Origin of the sequence: Goodfellowiella coeruleoviolacea, from assembly GCF_024171785.1 — a bacterium.
Taxonomy (GTDB): domain Bacteria; phylum Actinomycetota; class Actinomycetes; order Mycobacteriales; family Pseudonocardiaceae; genus Goodfellowiella; species Goodfellowiella coeruleoviolacea.
The window spans coordinates 3,896-23,373 of sequence record NZ_JAMTCK010000011.1 but is presented as its reverse complement, the minus strand read 5'-3'; the positions used below and the strand labels follow the sequence as shown (position 1 = coordinate 23,373).

General features: G+C 70.9%; 10 protein-coding genes. 5 read left to right on the top strand and 5 right to left on the bottom strand.

All coding sequences use genetic code 11. From position 1 onward, the window contains the following. Nucleotides 1-20: 20 nt before the first annotated feature. The gene (locus tag LX83_RS22960; protein ID WP_253774767.1) at nucleotides 21-2,288 is read left to right on the top strand and encodes an ATP-binding cassette domain-containing protein; all 2,268 of its coding nucleotides are present in this window, start codon (nucleotides 21-23) and stop codon (nucleotides 2,286-2,288) included. Between the two features lie 194 nt (nucleotides 2,289-2,482). Continuing rightward, entirely contained in the window at nucleotides 2,483-2,923 is a 441-nt protein-coding gene (locus LX83_RS22955) for a YybH family protein (protein ID WP_253774765.1), read from the top strand. A gap of 66 nt (nucleotides 2,924-2,989) precedes the next feature. Here the strand turns inward: LX83_RS22955 and LX83_RS22950 are convergent, their stop codons facing one another. From LX83_RS22950 to LX83_RS22930, 5 genes are all read right to left on the bottom strand, one after another. Further along, the gene (locus tag LX83_RS22950) at nucleotides 2,990-3,985 is read right to left on the bottom strand and encodes a 3-oxoacyl-ACP synthase (RefSeq protein ID WP_253774763.1); all 996 of its coding nucleotides are present in this window, start codon (nucleotides 3,983-3,985) and stop codon (nucleotides 2,990-2,992) included. 222 nt (nucleotides 3,986-4,207) lie between these two features. After that, entirely contained in the window at nucleotides 4,208-5,074 is an 867-nt protein-coding gene (locus tag LX83_RS38490; protein WP_253774749.1) for a 3-hydroxyacyl-CoA dehydrogenase family protein, read from the bottom strand. Nucleotides 5,075-5,173: 99 nt separating this feature from the next. Continuing rightward, nucleotides 5,174-6,214 (bottom strand): HAD-IIIC family phosphatase, encoded by a 1,041-nt coding sequence (locus tag LX83_RS22940; RefSeq protein WP_253774747.1) that lies wholly within the window; start codon nucleotides 6,212-6,214, stop codon nucleotides 5,174-5,176. Between the two features lie 20 nt (nucleotides 6,215-6,234). Next, nucleotides 6,235-7,353 (bottom strand): acyl-CoA dehydrogenase family protein, encoded by a 1,119-nt coding sequence (locus LX83_RS22935; protein WP_253774745.1) that lies wholly within the window; start codon nucleotides 7,351-7,353, stop codon nucleotides 6,235-6,237. 3 nt (nucleotides 7,354-7,356) lie between these two features. Beyond that, complete coding sequence (locus LX83_RS22930) at nucleotides 7,357-7,656, bottom strand: acyl carrier protein (RefSeq protein WP_308204029.1); 300 nt, start codon at nucleotides 7,654-7,656, stop codon at nucleotides 7,357-7,359. Nucleotides 7,657-8,077: 421 nt separating this feature from the next. Between LX83_RS22930 and LX83_RS22925 the strand changes: the two genes are divergently transcribed. The 3 genes from LX83_RS22925 to LX83_RS22915 all read left to right on the top strand — a co-directional run. Beyond that, a complete protein-coding gene (locus tag LX83_RS22925) occupies nucleotides 8,078-9,871 on the top strand; it encodes a non-ribosomal peptide synthetase (RefSeq protein WP_253774743.1) in 1,794 nt (597 codons plus the stop codon). Between the two features lie 35 nt (nucleotides 9,872-9,906). Next, complete coding sequence (locus LX83_RS22920; RefSeq protein WP_253774741.1) at nucleotides 9,907-16,182, top strand: non-ribosomal peptide synthetase; 6,276 nt, start codon at nucleotides 9,907-9,909, stop codon at nucleotides 16,180-16,182. A gap of 3 nt (nucleotides 16,183-16,185) precedes the next feature. Beyond that, on the top strand, nucleotides 16,186-19,478 hold a 3,293-nt coding region (locus LX83_RS22915; protein ID WP_253774739.1), incomplete at its 3' end, for a non-ribosomal peptide synthetase.

Here is a 19,478-nt window from a genome sequence, read left to right as displayed (position 1 = left end):
CCGCACAGAGACAAGGCACCATGACCGCGAACGACCGCCAGCCGGACCACCACGACACCATCCGGGTGCGGGGCGCCCGGGCGCACAACCTGAAGAACGTCTCGGTCGACCTGCCCAAGCGCAAGCTGACCGTCGCGACCGGGGTGTCCGGGTCCGGCAAGTCCTCACTGATCTTCGCCACGATCGCCGCCGAGTCGCGCCGGCTCATCAACGAGACGTACTCGGCGTTCGCGCAGACCTACCTGCCGGCCTACCGCCGCCCGGAGGTCGACTCCCTGGAGAACCTCACCGCGGCGATCGTCATCGACCAGGAGCCCCTCGCCGCCAACGCCCGCTCGACGGTGGGAACCGCGACCGACGTGTACTCGCTGCTGCGGCTGGTCTTCAGCCGGCTCTCCACCCCGCACGTCGGCTCGTCGAGCCACTTCTCCTTCAACCTGCCCGAGGGCATGTGCCCGGCCTGCGAAGGTCTCGGCCGGCTCGCCTCGATCGACGAAACCCAGCTGGTCGACCGGTCCCGGACCCTGAACGAGGGAGCGATCACGGTCCCCAACTTCGGCCCGGGGACCTGGTACTGGCGCTACTACGCCGAGTCCGAGCGGCTCGACCCGGACAAGCGCCTGGCCGACTACACACCCGAGGAGTGGGCGTGGCTCATGTACCAGGAGCCGACCAAGACGCGCCTCGGCGGGATGAACACCACCTACGAGGGGCTCGTGCCCAAGGTGCGCCGCGTCTTCTTCAAGGACACCGAGTCCCGGCAGCGCCACATCCGCGCGTTCGTCGAGCGGGCGTCCACGGTCAGCCCCTGCCCCGACTGCGGGGGCACCCGGCTGGCCGAAGCGCCCCGGACCGCCACGGTCAACGGCAGCACGATCGGCGAGTGCGCCCGGTGGGAGATCACCGAGCTGCTGCCCTGGGTCGAATCGCTGGCCGATCCCGCCATCGCGCCCGCGCGCGCCTCGCTGGCGGGCATGCTCACCGCCATGGTCGACCTGGGCCTGGGCTACCTGAGCCTCGACCGGGAGTCGGGCACGCTCTCCGGCGGTGAGGCGCAACGCGTCAAGATGGTCCGCCACCTCGGCTCGCCGCTGACCGATGTCACCTACGTCTTCGACGAGCCGACCGCCGGTCTGCACCCGCACGACGTCGCCCGGATGAGCGACCTGATGCTGCAACTGCGGGACAAGGGCAACACCATCCTGGTGATCGAGCACAACCCCCAGGTGATCGCCATCGCCGACCACGTCGTCGACCTCGGCCCCGGCGCGGGCGACGCCGGCGGGCGGATCGTCTACTCCGGACCGCCGAGCGGGTTGTCCGCTTCCGAGTCGGTCACCGGGCGTCTCCTCGACCGACCACCCAGGCTGCGCGACACCGTGCGCACCCCAACCGGCCACCTCGCCATCAGGCACGCCACGACGAACAACCTCAAGGACGTGTCCGTGGACATCCCCACCGGAGTCCTCGTCGCCGTCACCGGTGTCGCCGGGTCGGGGAAGTCCTCGCTCATCCACGGATCCCTCAGCGCCCGCGAGGGGGTGGTCCTCGTCGACCAGTCACCGATCCGCGGATCGCGCCGGTCCAACCCCGCCACCTTCACCGGTCTGCTCGACACCATCCGCGCCGCCTTCGCCAAGGCGAACGGGGTGAAGGCCTCCCTCTTCAGCTCCAACTCCGACGGTGCCTGCCCAGCGTGCGGTGGCCACGGCGTCATCTACACCGACCTCGCCGTCATGGCCGGTGTCACCACCACGTGCGAGGAGTGCGGCGGGCGCCGGTTCAAGCCGGAGGTGCTCACCCACCGCCTGCACGGGCTCACCATCGACGAAGTGCTCAACCTGGAGGTCTCCGACGCCCTCGCGGTCTTCCACACCGGCAAGGCGGCCGCCACCCTGCGGCGGCTGCTCGACGTCGGGCTGCCCTACCTGCGGCTCGGCCAGCCGCTGACCAGCCTGTCCGGCGGCGAACGGCAACGCCTCAAGCTCGCCGCCTCGCTGACCTCGGACGCGCACACCTACGTCCTCGACGAACCCAGCAGCGGTCTGCACCTGGCGGACACCGACACCCTCAACGCCATGCTCAACCGCATCGTCGACACCGGCCGGTCCGTCGTCGTGATCGAGCACAACCTCGCCGTCATCGCCCAGGCCGACTGGATCATCGACATCGGCCCCGGCGCCGGACACGAAGGAGGACAGGTCATCTTCACCGGCACACCGGCCGAGATGCTGGACAACGGCGACAGCCCCACCGCGGTGCACCTGAGAAAAGCCGTCGGCGGCTGACCCACCCCAGTTCACCACCCGAGCGGCCCCAGGGGCGGGGGAGGACGCCGATGTCCCCGGGGCTCCACGCCTGCCCGGCGTTCCTGACCGGGCTGGCCCTGCCGGGCTGCCCCCGCCCCTGACATTCCGGTGGACCGTGTCGTCGTACTGGTGGGAAGCGACGATTTCACACCGGATGGAAGGGGTGGGCGGCAGTGCCCGCACAACGCGAGGTGGACGAAGCCGAGATCAGGCAGCGGATCGACAAGATCGTCGAAGGAATCCGCGCCAAGGATCTCGACGGCCTCAAGCGGCTCTACACGACGGACGTCGTGTCCTTCGACGTCGAGCCGCCACTGCGGCATGTCGGGATCGCGGCGAAGCTGAAGAACTGGGCCAACGCCTTCACGTTCTTCCAGGACCTGGCTTACGAGGTGCGCGATCTGACGCTCACCGTGGACGAGACCGTGGCGTTCGGGCACTGCTTCGGTCGGCTCAGCGGGACGCTGAAGAACGGGACGGTGACGAGCGGCATGTGGGTCCGGGCCACGTTCTGCTTCCGGAAGGTCGACGGCGAGTGGTTGATCGCGCACGACCAGGTTTCGGTGCCACTGGACATGGCCAGCGGCAGAGGAGTGACCGACCTCCAGCCCTGACGGGGCGCGGCGGTTCGGGACTCGCCCCTCGGTGCTGCCCGAGCCGCCCCCGCGCGCCGCCAGCGGTCAACCGGCCAGCACTTTGTGCCCGGTTTCGACCAGCATCGCACTCCACGCCGCCGCCGGACTGGCGTTGAACGCGACGACCCGGCTGGTGGTGCCGGCCGGTCGCGGCCCCAGCGCGGCGTAGAGGTTGAGCAGCATGTCGTTGGGGCCGAGGTGGCCGTAGCGCCGGAGGTTGGTGCGGCACACCTCGTCGATCTCGACACCGAGCGACTCCTCCAGGAAGCGGAATCCCCCGAGCGACAGGTTGTGGCTGACGTGGTGGGTGATCTCGTCGGGCCGCAGCCCGTTGCGCCGCAACAGCCGGTCATAAAGAGCGCGCAGTCGGTTGCGCGTCTCCCCACCGAGTCGGAACGAGTACGTGGCCACGTTCGTGCACTTCTCCCGCCACTGCTGCCACGGCTGGTCGCGGTAGTCGACCCGGAACAGGTCCCAGTAGGCGCCGTTGGTCTCCACCAGGATGTCGAGCACGCGGACCGGGCCCTGTCTGGACACCACCAGCGCCTGCCCGCTGTCGCCGTTCACCGTGACCGGGTGGCGGTAGCGGTGCGGCGGCGCGGGTTTGCTGCCGTGCACCACCAGGACGGTCCGCAGGTCGGGATCGGCGCTCAGCAGGCCCCGGGCGGTGAGCAGGGCCGGTGCGATCGACGCGCAGCCCAGATCCCCCACGGAGAACGACAACGCGCGGTGCGCGCCGAGCAACGCCTGGGTGTGGGTGGCGTCGGAGGCCATCAACGCCTCCGGCGCCCGCGGCTGCACCAGGATCAGCACATCCACGTCGTCTGGTCGCAACCCCGCCTGCGCCAGCGCCTGCTGGGCGGCGCGCACCCCCAGGTCGACCGCGCTCAGGTCGTCAGCCACCGCGACCCGGTCGACGCCCAGGGCAAGACAGGTCTCGCGCTCCACCGCACGCAGCCCGGCGAGTTCCGGGAGGTCGGCCACGGCCAGCGAGTCGTCGGGCAGGTACCAGGACGCCGCCCGCAGTGCGATCGCGGACACCGCCGCTCACCGCGTCCCTGCGGCGAGGCGGGCACGGTCTCGTCGGCCGAGGGCCTGGCCCGCGCCGTGCCGCGTCGGCCGAACGCCCTGCCGACGCACGCCGGTCACCACCGCTGTCGCCTCCGGTGTGCGCTCGGCCCGCGTCTGCACCGGTTGACCCGGCTCTGGCCCGCCCACGCTGTCCACGCGCATCTCGTTCCCCTCCGCCAGCGGCTGATCGACTCAGGAGTAGACGTGAAAGCCCCGACCGGTCTTGCGGCCGAAGTGCCCGTTCCGGACCAGGTCGGCCAGCACCGGCGGTACCCGGTACCGGTCGTCGCCGGTGTTGGCCCGCAACACGTTCAGGGTGTCGAGCACGTTGTCCAATCCGATCAGGTCGGCGGTGCGCAGCGGTCCCATCGGATGCCCGAGGCAGCGCTCGAAGACCGCGTCCACGGTCTCGGCGCCCGTGGTGTCGGCGGTGACCGCAGCCGCGGCCTCCGCGATGGTCAACATCAGCACCCGGTTGAGCACGAAGCCAGGCCCGTCGGGCACCACGACGGCGTCCTTGCCCAGGTTGCGCAGCAGCGTCAGCGCCGCGTTCATGGCCCGCTCGGACGTGGCCGGTGCGCGCACCACCTCAACGGTCTTCTTCAGCGGCGCCGGGTTCATGAAGTGCAGGCCGAGCACCCGGTCCGGCCGGGTGGTGCGCGCGGCCAGACCGGCGATCGGAATGGCCGAGGTGCACGAGGCCAACACGGCCTCGGCCGGCGTGCACCGGTCCAACTCCGCGAACACCGCCTCCTTGAGGTCCTGCCGCTCGGTCACGCACTCGACGACGAACCCGGCCCCGTCCAGTTGGTCCAGCCGCTGGGCCCAGCTCACCCGGGCGAGCACCTCGTCCGGAGTGGCGGTCGCCGTGCCACGGGCGAGCAGGCGGCTCAACTTCAGCGACTCGACCACGCGGGCGCGGGCCCGCGCCACCGCCTCCGGGGCGGGATCGACCACGACCACCCGGTACCCGGCCTGCGCCGCGCACTGCGCCACGCCCGCGCCCATGGTGCCGGCACCCACCACACCGACCACAGTGGACTCCACTGACTCTGGCACCTACCACACCGTCCTCTCCGTCCCAGTGGGGTCCGGTCCGTCACCCGTGCACTGGCGCCGACGGCACCGGCGTTCGAGCCGACTCCGCCGCCGGCTGTCTCATCTGGACTCGTCCACGTCGACGACCACCACGTGCCCGGTGTCCGGGCGTGCGCCGGACTGGTCGGGCACGGCCAGCACCATGGGGGTGGACTCCGCGTCGACAACGGCGAAGCCGGCGAACCGCAACGTCACCAACATCACCCGGTTGACCTCGGTGGGCACGAACTCGGCCACCGCCCGGAAACCCCTGTTCCGCGCCCGGTCGACGATGTGGCTGATCAGGGCGGTGCCCACACCGCGCGACATCACCCGGCAGGACATCAGCAGCAGACGCAGCACGCTGTCAGTGCCGCGTGTCTCGGAGACCGCCAACCCGATCGTGCCGTAGCTGCCGAACCGGTCCCGCAAGGCCGCCACCAACACCTCGTGGCGGGGTGAACGGGTGAGTTCCCGCAACTCGTCGATGTCGAAGGTCTGGCCGGTGGTGTTGAGCTGGTGGGTCCGCACGGTCAGCTCGTGCGCCCTGGCCAGGTCGGCCTCAGCGGCCCGGCGAACGGTCATCTCCAGGTTGAGGGAGGCGAGGAAATCCGCTGGCGAGCCCTCGAACGCCTCCTCGCTGCGCTGCCGCACCCGGTCAGCCCGGTACAGCGCCCGCCGCTGCCTGGCCTCCTCGGTCAGCGTCGGCGGCGTGAACTCCGGCAGGTCGGGCAGCTCCGCCAACCGCTCCACCGGGTAGACGCGAACCTCCGGGAGCGCCGCGGCCACCTCGGCCCGCTCCACCGGATCGTTGTCGATGAAGGCGATCGTGTCCAGGCCGATGTTCAACGCCTCGGCGATCTGGCGCACCGAGGCGGACTTGGCTCCCCAGTTCACCCGCAGCTCGGAGAACATGTCGGCGACGCCGTGGCGGAGCAGGTGCTCGGTGGCCGCCGCGTGGTCGCCCCGGCTGGCCACCGCGTGCAGGATGCCGCGCTGGTCCAGGATGTCCAACACCCGCAACACCTCCGGCTTGGGCCGGCCACCGTCCTGTTCCAGCACAACGCCGTCCCACACCGTGTCGTCGAGGTCCCACACCAGACACTTGACGGTCCGTGCCACCCGATTCCCCTCCCGTGGGTTCACTCCCGGTCGGCTCGCGAGCCGTGGTGCGCGGCCAGCACGTGATCCCCCAGCACCACCTCGGCGACCTCGTCCGCGCCCTCGATGATCTGCATGACCTTGGCGTCCCGGAAGAACCGCGCCACCCGGCTGCCCGGTGCGCAGCCGACCGCGCCCAACGCCTGCACCGCCCGCTGGCTGACCGACGCCGCGGCCCTGCCCGCCGCGTACTTGGCCAGCACCGTCGCCATGATCCGCCCCGGTGACTGGCTGGCGCGTTCCCGCGCGGCCCGCTCACACAGCGCCCACGCGCCCTCGACCTCGGCGTGCGCCTGCCCCAGCCGGGTGCGCACCGACTGGTGGTCGGCCAGCGCGACATCGCCCTGCCGTCGGGTCGACACGTGCGCCGTCATGTCCGCCAGGCAGGCCCGCGCCATGCCGACACAGCCCCAGGCGACGGTGAACCGGCCGTGGTCCAGTGCCGTACTGGCCACATGGGACAGACCGAACCCGGCCGGAGCGACGAGCCGGTCAGCGGGCAGGTGCACGCCCTCGAACGACACGTGCGCCAGCCGACAGCCGCGCAACCCCAGCTGTCCGCGCACCGGCTCGACAACGACTCCGGGACGGTCGGTCTCCACCAGCGCCGCCACCGGACCGTTCGGTGCCCTGCCCAGCACCAGCAGCACATCGGCCGCCTGCCCGAAGGTGATCCAGAGCTTGCGGCCGTGCACCCGGTGGCCACCGGGACCCGGTTCGATCCGGGTGCACACGGCGGACAGGTCACTGCCCGCGCCCGGCTCGGTCACCGCGAATCCGGCCACCGCTTCCCCGGCGATGAGCCGAGGCAACCACGTGGCGCGCTGTTCGGCCGTGCCCCAGCGCTGGATCGCCGCGGTCACCACCCCGGTGACCGTGAGCAGCGAGCGCAACGCCGTGCAGACGCCACCCAGGCGCGCCGCCGCCGCACCCAGCTCACCCGGGCCCAGCCCGAGTCCTCCGTACTCGGTCGGCTGGTCGATGCCGAACACGCCGAGCCGGGCGGCCAACCTGATCACCTCATCGGGCAGGCCGGCATCGCTGTCCCAGCCGTCGGCGTCGGCCTCGGCGAGTGCGACCAGAGTGGACAGGTCCAGCATGGGCTAACGCCTCTCCCCGCTGGCATCCGCCGCCCGCCGCTGCTTGCGCGCCACGAACTCCGCGATTCTGGTGACCGTGCGGAAGTTGTCCAGGTCGAGATCGTCGATCTCCACGGAGATCCCGTAGGCGTGCTCGACGTGGGTGACGATCTCCAGCGCGCGCAACGAGTTCACCAGGCCGAGCGCGAAGTAGTCGTCATCGGGGCCGATGTCGACCGAGGTGAGCGTGGAGAAGAACCGCAGCAGTTGCTCGGTCAGCTCGCCAGGAGGTTCCGCGACTGCTGGTTGCTGTCCCTCGGCCACAGCGCACGCTCCCCGGTTCGTTCGGTTGTTGTTCCCGCCCAGTGCTGCGAACAGTCCGCTCCTGTCCGGCGCCGGCGCACCACGCGGTGACTCGACAACGGCGACGACCAGAGCTGGGGTGGGCGGTCAGTGCGGAGACTCCTGCTCTCCCGGAAAACCAAATTGGTCGCAGGCTATTGACCTGTTGAGGCGTCCCGCAACCCGCGATCCTGTGTCCTGACTCATGTTTCCCCAGGAGGAAAAGTCCTTGATCCCGTCCACTTGACGCGCGATCGGCGTGCTGTCGGCAACGCTGTGGCCAACACCGGTCAACCCGGTCGGCGCTGGCGCGCCACGGCTGCCAGACACCGCTTTTTCCTGACGAGTTAACAAACTACTGGCCGCCGTGGCCCGTCGATAACGTGGCCAGGTGGCCCAACCAGTGATCGAACTGTTTCAGGCGCAGGTGGCGAGGACGCCCGACACCACCGCGTTGGTCGTGGGCGATCGAGCACTCAGCTACCGCGAGCTGGAGCAGGCCTCGGCAGCACTTGCCGGACGGCTGGTCGAGAACGGAGTGCGCCCAGGCCGCACGGTGTGCCTGTACCTGAACCAGAGCGCGGACACCGTGGTCGGCATGCTCGCCGCACTGCGAACAGGCGCCTCCTGGGCGGTGATCGAGCCACACCACCCGCTGTCGCGGATCCGCGCGCTGCTGGCCGACAGCGACTGCGCCGCGATTGTGCACTCCGGCGCGGACACCGCCGCGTCGGACACGCCACTCTGGACCGCGCTGGCAGCCTCGGGTGACGGACCCCGGCTGGTCGACATCGACGTGCCGGAGCAGGCCACAACCAGCGCGGTGCCGGTGCACGAGGATGCCTGTGCCTACCTCATCTTCACCTCGGGGACCACCGGAACACCCAAGGCGGTGATGGTGAGCCGGGGCCAGCTGGCCACCGCGGTCGCGGCCCGGAACGCCTGGGCCCGAGGTGGGCGCCCGGTGTTCCTGGTGGTGATGTCGATGTCCTTTGACGGGGCACTCGGCGACCTGTTCTGGACTCTCGGCCAGGGCGGCACCGCCGTCTTCCCCGACCGCCGCCAACTCCCCAACCCGGTGGAAGTGGCACGCCTGGCCCGTGAGCACGCGGCGACGCACACCTTTGTCGTGCCGTCGTTCTACCGGTTGCTGCTCGATCACGCGCGGTCACTGACGAGCCTGACCCTCGCGATCGTCGGGGGTGAGGTGTGCACTCGCGAGCTGGCCAAGCGGCACCAGGAGAAGCTGCCCGCCACGGAACTGGTCAACATCTACGGGCCGACCGAAACCGTGGTGTCCTGCACGGCGCACCGGGTCGACGCCTCGGCGCCGACCGTGCCGATCGGCAAACCGTGTCCTGGCGCACGGGCCCTGGTGCTCGACGAGCGGCTCCAACCGGTGCCCACGGGAACCACCGGTGAACTCTACATCGGTGGGTTCGTCGCCATGGGCTACGCGGCGCGACCCGCACTCACCGCCGAACGGTTCGTGGCCGACCCCACCGGTCACGGACCTGGCGAACGGCTGTACCGGACCGGGGACCTGGCCAGCGTCAACGAGCGCGGTGAGCTGGAGTTCCACGGCCGTGTCGACCACCAGGTGAAGATTCGCGGCAACCGGGTCGAACTCGGCGAGATCGAGCACGTCCTGGAGGAACACCCGGCAGTCCGGCAGGTGGTGGCCGTGTTCGGCCACGGCCAGCTGGTCGCCTTCCTGGTCGCGGACACGACCGGCGCCGACCGGCCGTCCACCCTCGTCCTGCGCGAGTTCTGCCGAGCGCACCTGGTGGAGCACGCCATCCCGGAACGCTTCGAGTGGATCGACCGGCTACCGGTGACCGCGACCGGCAAGGCCGACCGTGCCGCGCTGGCCGCGCGGATCAGCGCCGGGTCACCAGTGGACGCACCGGGGCACGAGGAGTGGAGTTCGGTGCAGAACACGGTCGCCGCCGCGTGGACGGCCGTGCTCGGACACGCCGAAAGCGGTCTGCGGGACAACTTCTTCGTGGTGGGCGGCACCTCCCTGAAGCTGATCGATCTCTTCGAGCGGCTGGAGGAAACCTGGCCGGGCGCGATCAACATCGCCGAGCTGTTCGACCTCCCCACGATCGAGAAGCAGGCCGAGGTGATCACCAGGAGCCAGGGCGGGGCCGGCGGACGCGACGAGCAAGCCATCCCGAGGCGCTTCGAAGTCTGACGGCGGCGACGGGCGGCTCACGAGGAGGAGAAGACATGGCGGGTTACGGCGTCGCGATCGTGGGCATCGCCCTGCGGTATCCGGAGGCCGACAGCTTGTCGGATTTCCTGGAGAACCTGCGGGCGGGCCGGGATTCCGTCCGCCCCATGCCACCGATGCGCGCCGCGTCGACCTGCCTGGACCCGGCCGTCGACTACGGGCCACTGGGTTACCTGGACCGCATCGACGAGTTCGACCACCGCTTCTTCGGAATGTCCAAACGGGAAGCCGAGGTGCTCGACCCGCAACACCGGCTCGCCCTGTGCCTGACCCACAACGCGCTGACCGACGCCGGTTACCGGCCCTCCAGCTTCCACGGCAGTCGCACAGCGGTGGTGTTCAGCGCACCGAGCGCCGACTACGCGAACCTGATCAGCGATCCGGACACGCTGAGCATGATCGGCACGGTCCCGTCGGGGCTGCCCTCCCAGGTCGCCTACCGGTTCGGCACGGTCGGCCCCTGCTACGGCGTGGACACCGGCTGCAACGGGTCACTGGTCGCGGTGCACCACGCCTGCCGCGAACTCGTGCTGGGTGCCGCGGACTTCGCGGTGGCGGGCGGGGTGAGCCTGCGTTCGGTGTGCCCACCCGCCGAGGAGGTGTCCCGCTACACCGGGGTGATGTCCCCGACCGGTCGGTGCCGCGCCTTCGACCACCGGGCCGACGGCACCGCAGGCGGAGAAGGCGGCGCCGTACTGCTGCTCACCACCGTGGCGCGCGCACTGCGCGACGCTGTCCCGATCTACGCCGTGATCCAGGGAAGCTCCGTGCTGCACAACGGGTTCCACTCGGCGACCATCAGCACACCCAGCCCGTCCGCCCAGGCGGAGGCGATCGGTTCGGCCTGGCGGCTGGCCGGCCTCGACCTGGCGACCGCCGGCTACATCGAGGCACACGGGTCGGGGACGCGGCTCGGGGACGCGGTCGAGGCGCACGGACTGGCGTTGGCCAGGAGCGGACACGACGCGGAGGCACCGCTGCCGATCGGCTCGGTGAAGACCAACATCGGCCACCTCGATCACGCCGGTGGGATCGCCGGGCTGATCAAGGCGGTGTTGAGCGTGCACCACGGCGAGCTGTTCCCCTCGCTGCACTTCGAACGCCCGGCCGACGGGATCGATCTCGACGCTGCCGGGCTGGAGGTCGTCACCGAGGGCCGGCCGTGGCCGGCGAACGGCCACCCCCGGCGCGCCGGGGTGAACTCCTTCAGCCTGGGCGGGATCAACGCGCACTGCGTGGTGGAACAGGCCGTCGAAGCCGACCGACCCGCGGCCTCGACGCGTGGCGATGAGCCCGTGCTGGTCGGTGTGTCAGCGCGCACCGGTGCCGTGCTCGCCGAACTGTGCCAACGGTTGGGCAGTGCGCTCCAGGCGCAGCGGCCAGACCTGGACGCGGTCGCGGTCACCTTGAACCAGGGGCGGGACCACTACGAGCACCGCGTCGCCGTGACCGCGCGCAGCACCGGCGAACTGGCCGAGGCACTGCTGCGCGTGGCGGGCGGGGAACACCCGGCCCGACGGGGCTGGCAGGTGGTCGCGCTGCTGTCCGGTGACGGCGAGGGCACACCGGACCTGGTCTCCGCGCAGTTGGCGGCCCACCACCGGCTCGTCAGCTGTGGCGTTCGGATCGCGGCGACCCTCAGCTCAGGGATCTCCCGGCGGGCGACCCGCCTGCTGGCCGGTGACGAATCCGATGTGGACGATCCGGAACAGCACCGGCCGGCCGACCCGGTGCGGGTGCGGGCCGCTGCCGACGCGCTGTTGGCCTCGGCTCCAACGGTGTTCGTCGAACTCGGCCCGCGTGGTGAACTCAGCGAGTTGCTCACCGGTTGTCTGGCCGGCCGCGCCGACGCGGAGGTGCTGCGGTTGCCGGCCGGGGACGCGGGGTGGCCGACTGCTCTCGGCCGGCTTTACGAACTGGGTGTGGACCTGGACTGGGCGGTCGTCACGCCGGCGGGTTCGACCCCGCGGCTGTCCCTGCCCGGCTACCCCTTCCGCGGTGAACGCTGCTGGGCCCGGTCCGCTGACGAACTCGTCCGCTGGCCCGAGCACGGGTCGACACCGCGCGTGCCGGCCGCCCCCCGGGTGTTGCCGCCCGCGGTGCGCTTGGCCGAGGTGGCACCGGAGCAGCCGACCGGGTCGGTCTTGGAGTGGTTGCGCGGTCTGTTCGCCACCCTGCTGCACGAGACCGAAGTGCCGGACGACGCCGACTACTTCGAGATGGGTGGGAACTCCGTCATCGGAATGCAGCTGGTGCAGCTCATCCAGGACAGGTACGGCGTCACCATGAAGCTGCTCGACACCTACGAGCACTCCTCGCTGGCCGACCTGGCGGCGTTCGTGGAGGCGCAGCGGACAGCACCAGCGGACCCCCTGCCACCGATCACGCGCTCCGACGACATGGTGCTCTCCTTCGGGCAGGAACGGATGTGGTTCCACCACCAGTTGGAGCCAGGCACCACGCTGTACAACCTGCCGACGCGGTCGCGGGTGCGGGGCTTCCTGGACGTGGCCGCGCTGCGCGGCGCCTTCGAGGATCTGGCCGACCGGCACGAGGTGCTGCGCTCGAACTTCCTCGCGGTCAACGGTGCGCCGCGCCTGGTGATCCGCCCGCGCCTGGAGGGGTTCTTCCAGTTCGTTGACGTCTCCACCGCGCTCGACCCGACCACCGCGGCCGACCAGGCGGCCGTCGCGGAACTGACCCGTCCGTACGACCTGGAACACGACCCGCTGCTGCGGCTCATGGTCATCCGGGTCGCCGAGGACGACCACGTCATCTGCGTCACCATGCACCACGCGGTCAACGACGGGTTCGCCACGGCGATCGTGAGCAGCGAGTTCGCCGAGCTGTACCGGGCGCGCCGCGAGGGCAGGCCGGCCCAGCTGGAACCGCTTCCGGTGCGCTACCGGGACTACGCGCGCTGGCAACGGCAACTGGTCGCCTCAGGCGCCCTCGACGGCGAGCTGGCCTACTGGCGTGCCACACTCCACGACGCCCCCGTCCTGGAGCTGCCCACGGATCGACCACGGCCCGCCCGCAAGGACTTCCGCGGGGACGTGCACGAGTTCCGCCTGCCGGCCGAGTTGGTGCGGGACTTGCGGGAACTGGGGACCCAGGAGTCCGCCACGCTGTTCATGGTGCTGTTGGCCGGGATCACCGCCTTGCTCGCCCAGTACTCGGGCCAGCGGGACATCGTGGTGGGCACGCCGACACTGGGCCGCAGCAAGCTCGAACTGTGGAACCTGATCGGTTTCTTCAACAACACCATCGCGCTGCGCACGGACCTCGATGGCAGCCCCACCTTCCGCGAGCTGGTGAACCGGGTGCGTGCCGTGGTCACCGCGGGCCTGGAGCACCAGGAGATCCCGTTCGACGAGGTGGTCAAGGCGGTCGCGCCGGTGCGGGACCTGGCGCGCACCCCCCTGTTCGACGTGATGTACGTGCACCAGACGATCCCGAGGCTCACCGAGATCGAGGGCCAGGAGGTTTCCTACTTCGGTGCGGACGGGCTGACCTCCTTCGGCGGCATGGCACTCGGCACGGCAAAGTACGACCTGCTGTTCGTGCTGATCGAAGCAGCGGACACCGCGGACATCGCGGTTCAGGTGGAGTACGCCACCCAGCTGTTCGACCGAGCCACCATCGCGTCGATCGCCGACGCTCTCCTGGAACTGCTGCGCTCGCTGGCCAGCGAGCCCGACGCGCTGGTGCCGCTCGACGTCCGGCGCCCGGCACTGGACTGGACCCCGCCGGCGCGACCGGTTGCCGAGTCGACCCTGCCCGCGTTGTTCGAGGCACAGGTAGCGCGGACACCGGACGCGATCGCGTTGTCGGACGGCACCGGACACCTGTCCTACGCGGACCTCAACGGCAGGGCGAACCGGCTGGCCAGGGTGCTGGTCGAGCGCGGCGCCGGGCCAGACCGGGTGGTGGCGCTGCTGCTGCCGCGGTCGCTCGACCAGGTGGTGGCGACGCTGGCGGTGCTCAAGACGGGCGCGGCCTACCTGCCGATCGATCCGGAGTACCCGGGGGAGCGCGTCACCCTGACACTCACCGACGCCGCACCGGTGGCCGTGCTCACCACCCCGGCGACTCCGGTGGACGTGGGTGTTCCCGTCGTCGTGCTCGGTGAGCAGGACACAGTGGACGGTGCGGCGGCAGCCAACCTCACCGACGCGGACCGGCGGGGCCCGCTGACCGCCCAGCACCCCGCGTACGTGATCTACACCTCGGGGTCGACCGGCAGACCCAAGGGCGTGGTCGTGACGCACCAGAACGTGGTGCGGCTGTTCCGCAGCACCGCCGACCAGTTCGACTTCACGGTCCGCGATGTCTGGGCGCTGTGCCACTCCTACGCGTTCGACTTCTCCGTCTGGGAGCTGTGGGGCGCGTTGCTGCACGGGGGACGGGCTGTCATCGTGCCGCAGGAGGTCGCCAGGTCACCCCAGGACCTGGTGCACCTGGTGGCGCGCGAGGGCGTCACCGTGCTCAACCAGACGCCGTCCGCGTTCGCCGAGCTGAACCGGGCGGACCAGCAGGACCCCACCGCGCTCAGCGGATCCGCGCTGCGCCAGGTGATCCTCGGCGGCGAGGCGCTGGGGTTCGACACGCTGGTGGACTGGTACACCCGGCATCCGGAGGGCGCGCCGGAATTGGTGAACATGTACGGGATCACCGAGACCACCGTGCACGTGACCCGGCTCGGGCTCGGTTCGCGGTTGGCCTCGGCCGGGCTCGGCAGTGTTGTCGGCCGGCCCCTGCCCGATTTGCGCGTGTACCTGTTGGACCGTGCGCTCCGGCCGGTACCGGTCGGGGTCCCCGGCGAGATCTACGTTGCCGGGCCCGGTCTCGCCCGCGGCTACCTCAACCAGCCGGCGCTGACCGCGCAGCGGTTCGTCGCTGACCCGTTCGGGCCGCCCGGGGGTCGGATGTACCGCACGGGCGATCTCGGACGCCAGCTGGCAGACGACAACCTGGTGTTTCTCGGCCGAGCCGACGACCAGGTCAAGATCCGCGGCTTCCGGATCGAGCCGGGTGAGGTCGAGGCCGTGCTCAACCGGCGCGCCGAGGTCGCGCGGGCCGCGGTGGTGGCACGGGAGGACCGACCGGGCGACCGGCGACTGGTGGCGTACGTCGTGCCAGCGGCCGGGGCGGTCGTGCAACCGGCGGAACTGCGCGCCGCCCTCGCCGAGGAACTGCCCGCGTACCTGGTCCCGGCCGCCGTGGTGGCCCTGGACAGCCTGCCGAGCACTCCGAACGGAAAGCTGGACCGGCGCGCACTGCCCGCGCCCGACCTGCCGGTCACCACCTCGACGCGAGGTCCGGCGTCGCCGAGGGAGCGGCTGCTCGCTGAGCTGTTCGCCGAGGCGCTGGGAGTCGGCGACATCGGCGTGGACGACGACTTCTTCGCGCTGGGCGGGCACTCCCTGCTGGCCACCCGGCTGGTCAACAGGATCAACACGGCGTTTCAGGTCCACATCGGAATCGGTGTGCTGTTCGAGGCACCGACCGTGGCCGGGGTGGCCGAACGGCTCGACGGGTACCGCGACGGCGTCGAGTTCGACGCGCTGCTCGCCCTGCGGGCCACGGGTTCCCTGCCGCCGCTGTTCTGCCTCCCGCCGGCCGGCGGCCTCGGTTGGGGTTACGCCGGGCTGCTGCGGCAGCTCAGCCCCGACCGACCCGTGTACGCGCTGCAGGCCCGTGGCGTGGACGGGCTGAGCGAACCGCACGCGACGGTCGAGGACATCGCCACGTACTACCTCGACCACATCCGTGCGGTTCAGTCCACCGGCCCGTACCACCTGATCGGCTGGTCCTTCGGCGGGCTGGTGGCACAGGAGATCGCGGTCCGCCTGCAGCGCGACGGCGAACGCCTCGGCCTGCTGGCCCTGCTGGACAGCTACCCGGTCGATCCGGCGTTCGCCGCTGAACACCCACCACCCTCCCGGGAGGAACTGCGTGCGCTCGCGGCGCAGGAACCCGGCTTCGAGCCTGGGGTGTTGGACGAGCGGCACGCCGAGGCCGGCCTGTCCCTGCTGGCGCACTCCACCGAACTCACCTACCGGCATGTTCCCCAGGCCTTCAGCGGAGACGTGCTGCTGATCCGAGCGATGGCGGACGCCGAGTCGCGCCCGGCGCCATCCGCGTGGCGACCCTACGTAGTGGACGGTGAGCTTGAGGTGGTTCCGGTACCCGCCACCCATCAGAACCTGCTGCGGCCACCAGCACTCGACCAGGTCGGCCGGGTGCTGGCGCAACACCTGGGGGAGTGACCGATGACCGATCCGATTCGGCTGCCGAGGCCACCTGCCCGGGCCGCGAGCCGGTCCGCGCGGCAGCGCGACACGCACAACCCGGTAGCGCCGGGTGAAGCAGGGCCAGGGCCCACTCCGCGGACCTGGCCTGAGCTGTTCGAGGCGCAGGTGCGGCGCGATCCGGACGCGACCGCACTGGAATGCGGGCCGCTACGACTGTCCTACCAGGAGTTGAACGCCAGCGCGAACCAGTTGGCGCGACACCTGGTGCGCCTGGGCATCGGGCCGGAGTCGGTGGTGGCGCTGCGGTTGCCGCGCTCACCGGAGCTGGTGATCGCGGTCCTCGCCGTGGTGAAGGCCGGTGGCGCGTACCTGCCCGTCGACCCGGAGCACCCGCCAGCGCGGACCGCCTTGCTGCTCGACGACGCCGCGCCCGCGTTGCTGGTGGACTCCACCGAGATCGTCCACGCCGGTGCGGAACTGTCCACCCGGGACCTCACCGACGCGGACCGGCTCGCTCCGCTGTTGGCACACCACCCCGCGTACGTGATCTACACCTCAGGCTCGACCGGGCGCCCCAAGGGGGTGGTGGTGGCACACGCCGGGCTGGCCGCACTGGTGGAAGCGCATCGCGACGCGCTGGGCATCGATGCGGAAAGCCGGGTGTTGCAAGCGGTTTCGCCCACCTTCGACCCGTCGGTCGCGGACCTGCTGACCCCGTTGTGCACGGGCGCCACCCTGGTGCTGCCCGAACGAGCCGGGGTGCTCGGCGCGGCGTTCGCCGCCGCACTCGCCGACCGGGCGATCACCCATGTCACCGCCACACCGAGCATGCTCGCGACCGTGCCCGACATCGAGCTGCCCGCACTGCGTGGGCTGCTCATCGGTGGGGAGGTGCTGGACCGGGACACCGTTGCCCGGTGGGCGTTGCCCGGGCGGCGCGTGGTGAACGGCTACGGGCCGACCGAGACGACCGTGGCGGTCACGCTGAGCGGACCGCTCGACGCGGACACGCCCATCTCGATCGGCCGGCCCATCAGCGGCGTGCGTTGCCGGGTGCTCGACGCCGCGCTGCGGCCGGTACCGGTCGGGGTGCCGGGGGAGCTGTACGTGGCCGGCCCCGGACTGGCGCGCGGCTACCTGAACCGGCCTGACCTGACAGCCGAACGGTTCGTGGCCGATCCCTTCGGCGAGTCCGGAGCGCGGATGTACCGAACCGGCGACGTGGTGCGCTGGGGCGGTGCGGGAGATCTGGAGTTCCTCGGCCGAACCGATGACCAGGTCAAGATCCGAGGCATCCGGGTCGAGCCGGGTGAGATCGAGGCCGTGCTCGCCGGGCACGAGGAGGTTGAGCGCGCGGTGGTGTTGGTTCGGGAGGACCAGCCGGGACAGCGCCGTCTGGTGTGCTACGTGGTTGGCCGGCCCGATCCGGCTGAGCTGCGTGCCTTTCTCGCCTCCCGGCTGCCCCCGGCGTTGATCCCGGCCGCCGTTGTCCCGCTGGACGAACTGCCGTTGACCGGCAACGGCAAACTGGACCGCGCCGCCCTGCCAGCCCCGGACTGGCAGGGGCTGGTGTCGAGCGGCGCGCCACGGACACCAGGTGAGCAACTGCTGTGCCGGTTGTTCGCCGAGACCCTGGCCCTGCCGGCGGTCGGTGTCGATGACGGGTTCTTCGACCTCGGTGGGGACAGCGTCGTGGCGTTCCGCCTGGTGCGCGCGGCTCGGGCAGCCGGACTGCTGATCAGCCCGGAAGAGGTGTTCCAGCACCGGACTCCCGCCGCACTGGCCGCGGTTGCTCGCCCGACCACGCCGGGTGAGCAACCGCCACCGGACCGGCGTGAGCAGTGGGACCACCGCCACGACGAGCACCACGGGCAGGACGACTGGCCGCTGTCCCCGATGCAGGTGGGACTGCTCTACCACACCACGTTCGACGGTGACCCCGAGGTGTACGTGGAGCGGCTGCTCGTCGACCTGGACGGGCCGGTCGACGCAGCGCGGCTGCGCGCCGCGGGTGACGCCCTGCTCGCCAGGCACCCGAACCTGCGAGCTGGTTTCCGCTACCGCGACAACGGCGAACCCACGTCGTTCGTGCCGCACGAACTGACCGTGCCATGGCGCGAGATCGATCTGTCCACAGCGGACGGTGCGGATTCCGCGCTTGATTCAGCGCTTGATTCTGCGCTTGATTCCGGGCTTGATTCCGCGCTGGCCGAGGAACCTGGTCTGGACCCGGCCGCACCACCGCTGCTCCGACTGACGCTGGTGCACCGGAGCCCGCGCCGGCACCGCCTCGTGGTCACCTACCACCACCTGCTGCTGGACGGCTGGTCGATGCCCCTGCTGGTGCGCGAGCTGTTCGCGTTGTACACCGCACACGAGCCGGCTGCCCAGCCGTCGGCGACCCGGCCGTACCGGGACTACCTGGCCTGGCTCGCCCAGCAGGACCGAGTGGCCGCGGCGCGAGCCTGGCAGGCGGCCCTGTCCGGAGTGGCCGAACCGACCCGGCTGGTCCCGGTGCGCTCCGGTGTGGCCACGGGTGCCGTGCACCGGATCACGGCAGAGCTTCCCGCCGGCCTCACCGAGTGGGCCCGTGATCACGGACTGACGTTGAACACGGTGCTGCAGGGAGCCTGGGGGGTGTTGCTTGGCCGGCTGACCGGTCGGGACGACGTCGTCTTCGGCGCCACGGTGTCCGGTCGCTCGCCCGACCTGCGTGGCGTGGAGGACATGCTGGGGCTGTTCATCAACACGATCCCGGTGCGGGTGCGGTTGCGCCCGGACGAGCCGTGGCCAGCGCTGCTGGCCCGGGTGCAGGACGAGCAGGCGCGGTTGATCGCGCACCACCACCTCGGACTGGCTGACATCCAGCGGGCCGCCGGGATCGGCGAGTTGTTCGACACGGTGACCGTGGTGGAGAACTACCCGCTCGACCTGGACGCCATCAACGGCGTGGCCGCGGAACTGCGGATCACCGGCATCAGCGGTCTCGAAGCCACCCACTACCCGCTCACCCTGGTCGTGCTGCCCGGAGAACGACCGCGATTGCGGCTGCTCTACCGGGACGGCGCGTGTGACGAGGAAGCCGCCAGGCTCCTGGTGACCCGGTTGCTCACGCTGCTGAGCCTGATGACAACCGCCCCAGATCGGCCTGTCGCCAGCAGCGACGTGCTGGACGCGGCGGAACGCCAGCGTCTGCTCGGCCCAACAGGACGGTCTGGGCGGGTTGTGGGGACGTTGCCGGGGTTGTTCGAGGAGCGGGTGGGGTTGGTGGCTGGGGCGGTCGCGGTGTCGGGTGGTGGGGTGGTGGTGTC